12 protein-coding genes and 1 tRNA gene are annotated in these 12374 nt (G+C 34.0%); 2 read left to right on the top strand and 11 right to left on the bottom strand.

Annotated features, from left to right (window positions below):
- Positions 1 to 544: 544 nt before the first annotated feature.
- Together FLACHUCJ7_RS12275 and FLACHUCJ7_RS12280 are read right to left on the bottom strand one after the other, a co-directional pair.
- Positions 545 to 1783 (bottom strand): site-specific integrase, encoded by a 1239-nt coding sequence (locus FLACHUCJ7_RS12275; protein ID WP_180909096.1) that lies wholly within the window; start codon positions 1781 to 1783, stop codon positions 545 to 547.
- A 300-nt stretch (positions 1784 to 2083) separates the two neighbouring features.
- Positions 2084 to 2158, bottom strand: a tRNA-Pro gene (locus FLACHUCJ7_RS12280).
- Between the two features lie 152 nt (positions 2159 to 2310).
- Here FLACHUCJ7_RS12280 and trxB point away from each other — a divergent pair.
- Positions 2311 to 3258 carry a thioredoxin-disulfide reductase gene (gene trxB / locus FLACHUCJ7_RS12285; protein WP_078225872.1) on the top strand — a complete coding sequence of 316 codons (948 nt, stop codon included), beginning with the start codon at positions 2311 to 2313 and terminating at the stop codon, positions 3256 to 3258.
- Positions 3259 to 3351: 93 nt separating this feature from the next.
- On the opposite strand, the gene FLACHUCJ7_RS12290 is transcribed toward trxB, so the two are convergent.
- From FLACHUCJ7_RS12290 to FLACHUCJ7_RS12315, 6 genes are all read right to left on the bottom strand, one after another.
- Positions 3352 to 3858, bottom strand: a complete 507-nt coding sequence (locus tag FLACHUCJ7_RS12290; protein ID WP_078225873.1) for a DUF6756 family protein — start codon at positions 3856 to 3858, stop codon at positions 3352 to 3354.
- A 33-nt stretch (positions 3859 to 3891) separates the two neighbouring features.
- The gene (locus FLACHUCJ7_RS12295; RefSeq protein ID WP_078225874.1) at positions 3892 to 4725 is read right to left on the bottom strand and encodes a GIN domain-containing protein; all 834 of its coding nucleotides are present in this window, start codon (positions 4723 to 4725) and stop codon (positions 3892 to 3894) included.
- An 85-nt stretch (positions 4726 to 4810) separates the two neighbouring features.
- Entirely contained in the window at positions 4811 to 5542 is a 732-nt protein-coding gene (locus FLACHUCJ7_RS12300) for a head GIN domain-containing protein (RefSeq protein ID WP_180909097.1), read from the bottom strand.
- 3 nt (positions 5543 to 5545) lie between these two features.
- Entirely contained in the window at positions 5546 to 7264 is a 1719-nt protein-coding gene (locus FLACHUCJ7_RS12305; RefSeq protein ID WP_180909098.1) for a PspC domain-containing protein, read from the bottom strand.
- A 3-nt stretch (positions 7265 to 7267) separates the two neighbouring features.
- Positions 7268 to 7600, bottom strand: coding sequence for a PadR family transcriptional regulator (locus tag FLACHUCJ7_RS12310; RefSeq protein ID WP_017498072.1), 333 nt, complete (start codon positions 7598 to 7600; stop codon positions 7268 to 7270).
- Between the two features lie 195 nt (positions 7601 to 7795).
- Positions 7796 to 8275 (bottom strand): DUF4870 domain-containing protein, encoded by a 480-nt coding sequence (locus FLACHUCJ7_RS12315; RefSeq protein ID WP_230408816.1) that lies wholly within the window; start codon positions 8273 to 8275, stop codon positions 7796 to 7798.
- A 230-nt stretch (positions 8276 to 8505) separates the two neighbouring features.
- Between FLACHUCJ7_RS12315 and FLACHUCJ7_RS12320 the strand changes: the two genes are divergently transcribed.
- A complete protein-coding gene (locus tag FLACHUCJ7_RS12320) occupies positions 8506 to 8958 on the top strand; it encodes a DUF4442 domain-containing protein (RefSeq protein ID WP_078225877.1) in 453 nt (150 codons plus the stop codon).
- Positions 8959 to 9028: 70 nt separating this feature from the next.
- Here FLACHUCJ7_RS12320 and FLACHUCJ7_RS12325 read toward each other — a convergent pair whose 3' ends face one another.
- The 3 genes from FLACHUCJ7_RS12325 to FLACHUCJ7_RS12335 all read right to left on the bottom strand — a co-directional run bounded on the left by FLACHUCJ7_RS12325 (position 9029) and on the right by FLACHUCJ7_RS12335 (position 12369).
- The gene (locus FLACHUCJ7_RS12325; RefSeq protein WP_180909099.1) at positions 9029 to 9184 is read right to left on the bottom strand and encodes a hypothetical protein; all 156 of its coding nucleotides are present in this window, start codon (positions 9182 to 9184) and stop codon (positions 9029 to 9031) included.
- 103 nt (positions 9185 to 9287) lie between these two features.
- On the bottom strand, positions 9288 to 9650 hold the full coding sequence (locus tag FLACHUCJ7_RS12330; RefSeq protein WP_180909100.1) for a hypothetical protein: 363 nt from the start codon (positions 9648 to 9650) through the stop codon (positions 9288 to 9290).
- A 478-nt stretch (positions 9651 to 10128) separates the two neighbouring features.
- Positions 10129 to 12369, bottom strand: coding sequence for a multicopper oxidase family protein (locus tag FLACHUCJ7_RS12335; RefSeq protein WP_180909101.1), 2241 nt, complete (start codon positions 12367 to 12369; stop codon positions 10129 to 10131).
- Positions 12370 to 12374: the final 5 nt, after the last annotated feature.

The raw sequence follows: 12374 nt of genomic DNA on the forward strand, positions 1-12374 counted from the left end.
TGATAATTCAAATTTCATTCTTGAATGAAATAGAAAGAGGGACTTTCAGTCCCTCGTCAAACAAACCTCTGCACTTTCAGTGCAGAGTGGTTTAGTTTATCTCCATTTTAGAATTAAAATAGTACTGGATGATATCGAATGGAAATATAAAAATTATTTGATGCCGAAAGTGGAATTATTTCCAGGAGTCAATAATAGAAATGGAAAAATGGAAGGCGTTTTATTGAATTTTTGGCAGATTAAGATTCTGTTCTGATGTGGCGGTTATTTTTCGTATCAGATTCCATACCGCATTATCAATACGTTTGAGTTGTATTTAAAAATTTTATTACTAAGTGAGTTTTTGATTTATAAGTATTATAAGGCTGATTTAGTACAAATAGACTTGGATAATTCATCTAAGAAGATGTTTTTCTTGCAAAATATATGGAGAAACTGTGAAATATATTAAGGAAAAAACAAAGCCATAGGATTCCGATGGCTTTTGTTTTTCTTTCTGTCGGTGATTGGGGCTCGACCCCATAAAACTATAGTTTCTTAGATATTACGACACACTTAAGGACATCCTCTGTTTCAAATTCTGCATATCCTCGCTGAGTTTTTGTTCAACCACCTTAGCATAGATTTGAGTGGTACGAATGCTTGTGTGACCGAGCATTTTGGAAACGCTTTCAATTGGTACTCCATTGCTCAGGGTAACAGTAGTTGCAAAAGTATGCCGTGCGATATGAAAGGTTAATTTTTTGGTTATTCCGCAGAGATCAGCAATCTCCTTAAGGTAGCCGTTCATTCGCTGGTTTGAAATTACTGGAAAAATTGTACCGTTATTCAGTGACCTTGGATCATCCCTATATTTTTCCATTAATTCTATCGCCTGTGGCAGAAGCGGTACACTTACGCCGGTATCTGTCTTTGCCCTGCTTGTAGATATCCAAAGCCCGCCGTCTATACCTGTAATAATCTTGCTTGGGGTTAGTTCAGCTAGTTCAATATAGGAAAGACCGGTGTAGCAGCTATACAGAAACATATCCCGAACATGTCTCAGCCTTTCGATAGTAAATTCTTTATCTACCAGCAATGCAAGTTCTTTAACGTTCAATGAATGCCGTTCCACTTTGTCAAAATGTTTTTTGAAGCTGGCAAAAGGATCTTTAGCAAGCCAATCCAGCTTGACAGCCATATTTATCATTTTTCGCAGCCTTTCGATATGCTTCATGATGCCGTTGTTATTAAGTGGCTTCTGGTGATCCTTGGGAACATAATTAAATAAATAGCGTTCAAAATCCAGAATAAATTTGTACTTAAGCTGCGAAAGGGCAATATCATTTCTGTAGAGTTTCTCCCTCAGGAATGTTTTTACATACCTCTGGGTGGTATGGTAATTCTTCATGGTTCCCGGAGCAAGTTTATGCATCTGCTGTTCATTATGATATTCCATCAGTGCCATCAGAGTTGGAGTTGTGTTGTCCGTGCCCATTATCCGGTCGCGTATCGCAGGGCCGTCTATAGCAGCATCATTCAGTAGCATCTGCTGATAGGTATTTATGATTTTTGCCTTGAATTGTGTAAGGAACAGGTTGAGTTCAGTGATTTCCTTACGGTTTCCCTTGGCCATGCCTTTTCTTTCATCCCATTCGGCTGCCTTAACGGAACGCTTGACTGAAATCTCAGTCCGTTTTCCATTTACCGTTACTCGGGCACAGATAGGAGCCGAACCTTGGATCGTGGTTTTTTGGGTCTTTAGGTAAAAGAGGACCCCGAATGTAATTCCTGCTGTTTTCATATCTCAAAAATTTAATGTTTCAGATCAATTGCACATTAAATGGGTCCCAAGAAAGCTGGATTTTCTTTTGAAAAACTGCATAATTGAAGAAGCATCAAATGTTAAAATTTGAGTACAACTGACTGACTTTTAAAATATTAAAATGATTTTCGGGACCTGCAAGGTAAAAAAAGAAAAGGGGTAGCCGAATAGGTCCCATATCCTTTGATATAACTTGAATATTTTGGAGTGTAATAAAAAGAAAAACCCCTTAAATCATTGGATTTAAGGGGTTTTGACTGACTTTGAAAGTCTTAAAAGTCGGGGTGGCAGGATTCGAACCTGCGGCCTCCTGCTCCCAAAGCAGGCGCGATAACCGGGCTACGCTACACCCCGTAAGCGGATGCAAATATAGTAATAAATTCTGTTTTCAAAAGAAAAAACTAAAAATAAATAAAACTTATTTTAAGATAGTTATTTAGGATTTATTTTGAGGGGAATTTTTTGTAATAAAGTTTACATTTGCATCTCTAAAAACTATAAATACTATGTCAGATACAATCGAAAAAATTAAATGCCTAATCATAGGATCTGGTCCTGCGGGTTACACTGCTGCTATTTATGCTGCCAGAGCAAATATGAATCCGGTTTTATACCAGGGAATGCAGCCTGGAGGTCAGTTGACCACTACTAATGAAGTGGAAAATTTTCCGGGTTATGTTGATGGAGTTACAGGGCCGGAAATGATGATTCAGTTGCAAGAGCAAGCAAAACGTTTTGGTTCTGATATTCGTGACGGATGGGCTACAAAAGTTGATTTTTCAGGCGATATTCATAAAGTTTGGATTAACGATAAAATAGAACTGCACTGTGAAACGGTTATTATTTCTACAGGGGCTTCAGCTAAATATTTGGGATTACCATCAGAACAGCATTACTTAAATATGGGCGGAGGGGTTTCTGCCTGTGCCGTTTGCGATGGGTTTTTCTACCGTAATCAGGAAGTTGTAATTATTGGAGCAGGGGATTCAGCTTGTGAAGAGGCACATTACTTATCAAAATTGTGTAAAAAAGTAACGATGCTGGTAAGAAGCGAAAAATTCAGAGCTTCAAAAATTATGGAAGAGCGTGTTCGTAAAACCGAGAATATTGAGATTTTACTGAATCACGATACTGTTGAAGTTTTAGGTGACGGAAATGTAGTTCACGCTATCAAAGCATTAAATAAAACTAATGGAGAAGTTATTGAAATTCCTGCAACAGGTTTCTTCGTGGCCATTGGTCATAAACCAAATACAGATATCTTTAAAGATTACATCACTCTTGACGAAACAGGTTATATTGTAAACACTCCGGGAACATCTAAAACAAATGTAGCAGGTGTTTTTGTGGCTGGAGATGCTGCCGACCATGTGTATCGTCAGGCCATTACAGCAGCTGGCACAGGTTGTATGGCAGCGCTTGATGCAGAAAGATATTTAGCAGCTAAAGAATAATTTAAAGAGTTTCTTCAGGTTTTCTGTTTTTGAAATCATAAAGCTTATCTATAAAAAATCTCCGTCTAAATTTTAGACGGAGATTTTTTGTATTTATCTTATTTCCAATTTTCTTAATTTATCCGGCATTATTTCCCCCGTTGCAATTAAGATATCATGATGATTGATAGCAATTAACCATTTGTACTTCTTTGATACAATATAAAGTTCATCAAACCAACTTTTATCAATAATGGTTTGTATTCCTTTTATTTTACCTTCATAAAACCAAAACTTATCAGTTTCATTAATTGTTTCATTAACAATATACCAAACCTTTTCTTTTTCTTCAACTAATTTGTCTAAGTAAGTTTCGGGTCTATCAATAAAATTTGAAGTTGAAAATGTATCAAGTTTAAAGTTATTCCAAAGCCAGGGAGTTTTGTTAGGAGTATAAAAACAAAATGCTTCTATAATATTATTTTCAATTTGTTTCCAGTCTTCATTTACAGATAATGGACGAAAATCCTCTTTAGAAATTTTATTTTGAATAATTACTGCAGTTATTTCTGCTCTTAAATCAGGCCAGTTTTTGCGGAGTAAATTTCTTTCTTTCCTCATCTTTAAAATGAACGACTTATGAAATAAATCTAACTACTTAAGTTTCTTAATCAATTTTGCTTCTTCACTAAAACGTGTAAGTTGAATTGTTGGCTTACCCAAAAGCGAAACTTCAGCTTTGTCACTAATTGCCAGAGATATTGAGATTTCAGCTAATACAGTCCCTGTAGCATTAGCTTCAGCAGTAAAGTTTGCTTCTTTTATAGTAAACTTTGTTCCCGTAAAAGTAGAATTGTTATCGATACGAATGCTGCCTTTTTCAGCAACTCCTTCTATAGCAGCGTTTGCTTTTTGGTATAAATCACATTTGAATTTAATTGAAGATACTAAGGATTTTATAGATGAGCTTTTGCTTAATTGCAATACAGCATCTTCAGATTTTAAATTTATTTCAGATTTTGATTTATCATCTGCAACTAAATTGAATTTCTTTGCATTCACATTCAAAAGCAACTTAGAATAATCGAAACTATTAAATGTAATATCGTCTAACTGAAGTTCCTGAATAGCATACACTATGGCTTCATTTTTAGTAATTACTTTTGTTAATGATTTTGTATAAGTAACACGAACGGATAGTTTTTTAAAAATGGAAGACTCTTTTGATGTATATAAACGAAGGGTTTTTTCTCTTAAATCCATTTGGATAATCTCGTGCAAATTATCATCGGCTTCAATTTTTATTTCATTTTTTTCGCCTCTCTCTAAATAGACTTCAATATTATCATCTATTTCCAGAGCATCAAAATCACCAACTTCTTTTATGGATGTTGTGACAATTTTAGAACCTTTTACTTTTTCTCTTTTTTGGGCAAAAGTGAATGTAGTAACTAATAACAATAAGATAAGGGCTGTATTTTTTTTCATTAATTCTAGATTTTGATTTTGACAAATATAAAAAAATCATCCACTTTTGATGAATGATTTCTTTTATATTTAACACAAAATAGCGTTATCCTCTGCTGACACTCCCACCTGAATTTTCAGTTTTTTCGATTGTTTTAGGTGATGAGTCATAATTAATGCTTCCACCGCTTGAAGCTTCTGCTTTTAAATTTACGATTGGATGCACATGTACACTTCCGCCGCTTGATGCTTCTGCTACAACATCGTTGGCCTGCATTTGTTGAGCATTGATACTGGCACCACTTGATGCCGAAGCTTTAATTTTTAATGCTTTTCCTTCTATATTAATTGTGCTTCCGCTTCCTGAATCGCATGTAATATTATCTGATTCAATTTCAACATTTATTGTAGCTGCACTTGATGCTTCCAGGTCGATATCTTCTCCCAAAATAACTTTTTCGGTTTGTATAGTAGATGCACTCGAAGCTTCCAGTTTGTTAATAACAGGCATTTTTACAGTTACTCTTTTAGTAACATCGCCAAACGAACTGTATTTGCATTTAATAATCAATGTTCCGTTTTCTACTTTCGTAATAATGTCTTTTTGCAGATTATCATCAGCCTCAACTGTAATTTCAGTTGAATCAGACTGTATGATTACCAAATCAATTGCATTGCTCACAGATACTTTTTTAAAATCACCCTCAACGATTCTTTTTTGAGTGGTTACATTCCCGCTGCCTTCAATTGAGTTCACGTTGAAGTTACAAGAGGCAAACAATAATGCAGTGATTGCTGCAATAATGAATTTCGTAATATGAATGATTATTTTTATCATGGTTTAGTTAATTTTGATTATAACTCCGTTTTTATCAGTGGTTAGCCTTCCTTTGTTCTTTTTGGCATTTAAAACTTCTTCTCCATTAATCTTAATCGACACTTCTTTTACAGTATCATTTTCAATAGTTTCTTGTTCTTCGGTATCATTATAATCGTCTTCATCTACAGGGCAGTTCAGACATTTAATTTTGGAACCCTGTACTTTATAGCTATAGTTACCACTGAAATGTAAATTGAAAAAATCATTTTCAGAGTCATCATAATCCTGTATAGAAGCATCCGGTTTAAATAATTGTCCTTCTGGTAAATATAAAAACACATCTACTTCCTGACCTCTGAATTTATTTTTAACGTCTGTAAGAAAATAATTATCCAAAATTAAATAATTTCCTTTAATGTCAATATTATAATTGATTTTTTCTGCTCTTTTTTTAGCACTTGTAAACGAGTTTCCTCTGGCGCTTTTTTCTATTTGTAAATAAGGAGCGGCCTGGTCGGTATGCAATACATGCAAACGAACATCATTTGAGTAAATTAAAGCATTATTGGCAGAATCCTGTACAAACTCAAATTCTTTATGATGATCTAAGTCTTTCGCATAGTAATCATTGTATCTAAACTTTACATACAATGTGTCATTAGGAGTAATGTTGATTGCTTTTTTCTCTGCCGTTTTATTGTCGTATGAAATTTCAGTAGCCTGTTTGATTCCGATGCTGATGGCAACTGCGACTGCGATAATCCAAATCGCTAACAAAGTATATTTGGCAATGTTTCCGATTGTTTTTGTATTTGGGGATAACAATTTGAAACCCAAAACTGTCATAAAGAAAAACGGAATTCCAACAGCAAAGAACATTAATAAGCCAAATGACCAGATAGGATATTCAGTAAAATTTCCGGCTTCAATAAAGTTTTCCCAAGGAAAATCAAGAAAAACATTTGTACCTAAAGTGAACACTCCAATTAATAATAATATTAGAACAGTGATTCCGGACATAATCAGAATTACTCCTAAAAACTTAGCGAAGATTTTAAAAACCGTCATGACAAAGTCTCCAAATGAACTACTTATTCTCTCAGCTCCCGACTTTACCTGGTTTCCCATTTTGTCATAATCTGCATTTTTAAATTTATCAGACAATGAGTCAATTTCTTCACGAACTTTTTTTTCTATGTTAGAAATCGTTACCGGTTCTCCAGTCATCTCCAGTTTTTCTGAGGTTGTAACCGCCTCAGGAGTTACAACCCATAATACAAAATAAGCTAAGATTCCAGTTCCAAAACCTGCAAAAACAAATATTAAGAACACGATTTTAATCCATACAGCGTCTATTCCAAAATAATGTCCTAAACCTGTTGCTACACCGCCAATCATACCTTTTTCTTTGTCACGGTATAATTTTTTATGTTTTCTGTTATCAGAATTAAAAGACTGATTAGTACTTCCTTCGTCTTCAAGTCTGTAATCTTCAGGTTGTCCCATTACCGCAATCACCTCGTCAACATCTTTCAAGCCAACAACATGTTTTTCGCTCTTCTGTTTTTCTGTTAAAAGTTCAGAAACACGCATTTCAATATCTTTAATAATTTCATCCTGACCAGATGAGTTGTTTAATGATCTTTTTATAGCGTCAAAATAGCGTGTCAATTTTAAATATGCATCTTCATCGATGTGAAAAAACATACCGCCTAAGTTAATATTTACTGTTTTGTTCATGACTTATTGATTTTGATTGGTGATTAGTTTTACGGCGTCAGACAATTCTGTCCAGGTTCCGCTAAGTTCGTTTAAAAATGTTTGTCCTATTTCGGTTAATCCATAATATTTTCTTGGTGGCCCCGATGTCGATTCTTCCCATCTGTAATTGAGTAAACCGTCGTTTTTTAGTCTGGTTAAAAGAGGGTAAACAGTTCCCTCAACAACTAATAATTTTGCGTTTTTTAAAGTGTCTAGTATTTCAGATGTATATGCGTCTTTTTCTTTTAGTACCGATAAGATGCAAAACTCAAGAACACCTTTGCGCATCTGTGCTTTTGTGTTTTCAATGTTCATAATTTCATTTCATTTTTTTTAGATTGAACAATTCGTTTTTTGATTGATGATTGATGATGATTGATGATTGATTGTTTTTTAGGAGCTGTTTCCTGCTATCCGCTTTATCTTTTGTGGCGAACCCCGCCACAAAAGGATGCCGCTTCTATCAGGGCTAGGGCTCTTGGGAATCTATAACTTTTAATGTTTAGCAGATTACTTTATAAAAGGAATTGTTAGCGGATATTTGTATAATTCTCCGTTTGAAGCTTTTATCGAAGCATAAATCACTAAAAAGAATTCAACAAATTTTAATAATCCAAAAAGAACTACTGCTGTAATTCCAACACTTAAAAGACCAATGTTTCCCTCAAGATTAAAATTTCTGATGATAAAATCTTCATCATTAATAATCGCTTCGATTGGAAGATTCTGCAAAAATACAGTTACAAAAATCGGAATTGCAATAAGTGCTAAAATCAAAGTGTAAAGCAATAAGCTTAACTGAAAGTTCAAAGCCTGTTTTCCGTGGTGATCTGCAAATTCAGATTTATCTTTATAATTTGTCCAGATGATAAGTGGGAAAATATAATTCCCAAACGGAATGATGTACTGACTTAATGTACTCAAATGAGTAAATGCTGCTGTATTCTTTTCTGATGTTTTTTCCATGATGAGTGGTGTTGATGTTTCCATGATTAAAAGTATATAGTAATTTCTTATGCAAATATATATCTAAAAGACAGTATCTTGTTTTGCATAGTACCAAATATTAACATTATTTTAACAAAAACAAAATTTATATTTGAAATCTAATTGATTGAAAATCATTCTCAAGTATTGATTTTATTGGGGCTTTTAGAAAGTACACTCAATTTATTGTGCACGCATAGTTTTTTTGTATTTTTACATAAAAAATATATCAAATGGCAGTTTCAGTTTCAAAACTCAATAAATTTGTGTTGTTCAAATTACCATCAGCTTACTTTTGCGGGGTACGTGTTAAAGCTATTAATCAGAATAGTTGCACTGTAACGGTAAAGCACAGATGGATCAATCAAAATCCTTTTAACTCGATGTATTTTGCTGTTCAGGCAATGGCAGCTGAGTTAACGACCGGAGCATTGGTCATTTCACAAATTCAGGAAAGCGGAAAGAAAATTTCGATGCTGGTTGCCAACAACAAAGGAAACTTCACAAAAAAGGCTACAGGCCGAATTACATTTGTCTGCAACGATGGGCATTTAATTACAGAAGCTATTAAAAGAACAATAGAAACAGGCGAAGGACAGACCTTCTGGATGAAATCTATAGGAACAAATGAAGAAGGTGCTCAGGTTTCTGAAATGGATTTTGAATGGAGCGTTCGTTTGAAATGATTTTATGCAAAAACTATAAATAACAAAAAAGACCTCAATTGAGGTCTTTTTTGTTGAAATACAATTCGAATTATTTTTTTGCACAACAGGATTTTTTCTCAGCAGCTGTTTTTTTGCAGCAAGATTCTTTTTTAGGTTTTTCTTTTTTAGGAGCAGGTTTTGTGTCTTGTGCTTGTAATCCAATTGTGAATAAAGCGATGGCTAAAACAGTAAATAATTTTTTCATTTTTGTTTAATTTAATTGTCATGTCTTTTTCTTGTTTTTGATTGAAGAGTTTATGTCAAAATATTTTAAACATATGTCTTATAAGTAAATATAAACTAAAAAGTTAGAATTTTTTTAATCTTTCTTCTCTATCCAATTTTATTTTGTCATTCTTTTCTTTTTGTAATTTTTCCATATTAGGAATGATTTTATCACTTTCACTTATATAAATATCGAAATCAAAAATTTCAATTCTATTATTTATCTCTACTTCACAATATTTATTTATTTTTAAATCAAACGTAAGTAATGCTCTTATTTTATTCTCTTCGGAAGCAAAGAAATACTGGTAAAAGCTATTTTTATACTTTTTGAATTTTAAATCCTTACAAGTATTGGGTGTTGTTTTTTCTTCTGATTTATGTCCTTTTCCCTTGTATTTTTCCAAAATAATATCTCTGTACTCTTTTGATAAACTGGCACTCATGTAAAACAAATTATCATTTTTAAATTTTAAAAGGAGATTCTTTATGTATATACCATTGGTTAAAAAAATAGGAATAAAATAACTTTAATGGAATCGTTTAATGAAGCTATTTCCATATTGTATGAACTTTTTATGTTCTCGAAATCTGGTTTGACTTCATATGCTATTGATTCATCTAGTGGTTCATTATTAAGTTTACTTTGAGCAACTTTATATAATAAATAATCCTCTTTATTTTTTATTGTTGGTAATCCATAAATGTTACAGCTGAGACATATGTTCGAAAAATACCGGAATGTTGTAGAATTAATTACTAAAGATCCAATACGATTTGGACAATCTTGTGCATAATCAATATTGGATCAAAATAAAAAGTATAAAAAAAATATTTTTTTCATAAATTAATAATTTTAAAAACACAAATTTAGTGACTATCTAAAGCATAATCTTATGGTAAACCGTAATTTTTTCTTTTTTACTAATAATTCAAATTTACCCCAAACCCAATTCCCATATCACTATCATAGTGCGTCGTGATTCCGAAGTTTCTGGCAACGATATATTTCAAACCAGCCATATATTCTTTATCAGTATTCCACATTAAATTCATTCGTAAACTTCTCGCAAGCGGAATGTCTTTTCGCTCAAATTGAAGGCGAACATTTCCATCCGTATAAACTTCAACTTGTGCTTTTACCAGCATTGGCAACGTATATTCAAGACCAGCACTAAAAACCGAACGATTGTCTTTGGTATTACTTTGTCCAAAAAGATTTTCTTCATGCTCGTCCATTACCATTTTTCGGTAACGCCAGTCAAAACCGATAAAAGGCATTAACCATTGATTTTTTCCGATATATCTTCCAATATGGGTCTCGGTTTCGTAGCCATGTTCGTTATTATAACCCAGCCTCCATTCCGTTCCGATGCTCCAACGCGTATTGCTAAACATCGCTTCACCATCATTTCCATTTGTAGCAAAATCATTTTCGCCCATAAAATGAAACATACGATCATCCATTTTTAGCATTTTATAAGCCATTTCAGCATGGTGAATTAGCGGATTTGGAGCTGAATTTTCGTAACTAAAAATACGTCCCATTCCTGCCATCATGTGATATAAAATATGACAGTGAAAAAACCAGTCGCCGTCTGCATTTGCCTGAAATTCGATCGTATCGGTTTCCATTGGCATAATATCAATCACATTTTTTAATGGAGAATAATCGCCATGTTCGTTTAGAATTCTAAAATCGTGTCCGTGTAAATGCATTGGGTGGCGCATCATCGAACCATTATATAATGTAATACGAATGTTTTCTCCTTTTTTAATTAGAATCTTATCTGTTTCAGAAACTACTTTATTGTCTAAACTCCAAACGTAGCGATTCATATTTCCGGATAAAGTGAAACGTAATTCCTTTACTGGCGTATCTTTTGGAAAGTTCGTTTTAAGAGGAGATTTCAGCATTCCGTAATTCAAAGTCACAATTTCTGAAGTTTCAGTACTTTCACTTTCCATTTTCATTCCGTCCATATTATGATTCGAATGGTCCATTACAGGTTTTGCATTTTCATCTTCCCCCGAAATTTCAGGATACATTACGGCATTCATGTCCATTTTATTCAAAGACATATTCATGCCCATGTCATTCATTTCGCCGTTCATTTTCATCATGTCGTTCATCATTTTCATGCCTTCAAAATATTTTAATTTCGAAAGATGATGAACGGGCTGTTTTTCACCATTTCCTAAAAACAAAGACGCAGATCCAGTTCTGTCTTCGGCTGTAGCCAAAAAAGCAAAAGATTTATGGTCTTCAGGAATCGTAACGACAACGTCATAGGTTTCAGAAACGGCAATTATCAAACGATCGACTTCTACAGGCTCAACGTCATTTCCGTCGCTGGCCACAACGGTAATTTTTCCTCCGCCATAAGTCAGCCAGAAATAACTGGAAGCGCCTCCGTTGGCAATTCTTAAGCGGACTTTTGAGCCGGGTTTAAGGTCTGAAAACTGTTGCTCGTTTTTACCATTAATGAGGAACTTTTCATAATAAACATCGCTTACATCCATCGCGTTCATTCGTTTCCATTCGTTGGTTACTTTGGTCGAAAAATGGCCTTGTTTTACAGCTTCGGCATAACTTTGAGTCGTGCCCTTTTTTATGGCAAACCAATCGTTGGCATTGTGCAGCATTCGCGGTACATTTTCCGGCTTAAGATCGGTCCATTCGCTTAAAATGACTGGAATTGTCGGCAAATCGTCAATGCCTTTTCGAATAGTCGGATCGTCTTTTTTCTTATTGATAATGAAAAGTCCGTACAAACCAATTTGCTCCTGTAGACCAGAATGACTGTGATACCAATAGGTTCCATTCTGAATAATTGGAAAAGTATATTTATGAGTCGTTCCAGGTTCAATCGGCATTTGTGTTAAATATGGTACGCCATCTTCTTTATTGGGTAAAAACAATCCGTGCCAGTGCATCGAAGTGGTTTCTTTTTTGAGTTCGTTATGCACATAAATTTCGGCAATATCGCCTTCGGTAAAAGTCAAAGTCGGCATCGGGATTTGTCCGTTAACCGAAATCGCACGTTTTTCTTTCCCCGAAAAATTGACAATCGTATCAAGAACGTGCAAATCGTATCGCACCACTTTTTGGGCTTTTAGCTGAAAAGAAATTAGTGAAAGTATAAAGAGGTATTTGATTTTCATATTAG

This window comes from Flavobacterium salmonis, from assembly GCF_903819435.1.
Taxonomy (GTDB): Bacteria; Bacteroidota; Bacteroidia; order Flavobacteriales; family Flavobacteriaceae; genus Flavobacterium; species Flavobacterium chungangense.

Bases quoted from the DNA above. Each gene is read 5' to 3' on its own strand.
- FLACHUCJ7_RS12275 (WP_180909096.1), bottom strand. From the start codon at position 1,783: ATGAAAACAGCAGGAATTACATTCGGGGTCCTCTTTTACCTAAAGACC.
- FLACHUCJ7_RS12315 (WP_230408816.1), bottom strand. From the start codon at position 8,275: ATGGAAACATCAACACCACTCATCATGGAAAAAACATCAGAAAAGAAT.
- FLACHUCJ7_RS12335 (WP_180909101.1), bottom strand. From the start codon at position 12,369: ATGAAAATCAAATACCTCTTTATACTTTCACTAATTTCTTTTCAGCTA.
- FLACHUCJ7_RS12300 (WP_180909097.1), bottom strand. From the start codon at position 5,542: ATGATAAAAATAATCATTCATATTACGAAATTCATTATTGCAGCAATC.
- FLACHUCJ7_RS12290 (WP_078225873.1), bottom strand. From the start codon at position 3,858: ATGAGGAAAGAAAGAAATTTACTCCGCAAAAACTGGCCTGATTTAAGA.
- FLACHUCJ7_RS12320 (WP_078225877.1), top strand. From the start codon at position 8,506: ATGGCAGTTTCAGTTTCAAAACTCAATAAATTTGTGTTGTTCAAATTA.
- FLACHUCJ7_RS12305 (WP_180909098.1), bottom strand. From the start codon at position 7,264: ATGAACAAAACAGTAAATATTAACTTAGGCGGTATGTTTTTTCACATC.
- trxB (WP_078225872.1), top strand. From the start codon at position 2,311: ATGTCAGATACAATCGAAAAAATTAAATGCCTAATCATAGGATCTGGT.
- FLACHUCJ7_RS12295 (WP_078225874.1), bottom strand. From the start codon at position 4,725: ATGAAAAAAAATACAGCCCTTATCTTATTGTTATTAGTTACTACATTC.
- FLACHUCJ7_RS12330 (WP_180909100.1), bottom strand. From the start codon at position 9,650: ATGAGTGCCAGTTTATCAAAAGAGTACAGAGATATTATTTTGGAAAAA.
- FLACHUCJ7_RS12325 (WP_180909099.1), bottom strand. From the start codon at position 9,184: ATGAAAAAATTATTTACTGTTTTAGCCATCGCTTTATTCACAATTGGA.
- FLACHUCJ7_RS12310 (WP_017498072.1), bottom strand. From the start codon at position 7,600: ATGAACATTGAAAACACAAAAGCACAGATGCGCAAAGGTGTTCTTGAG.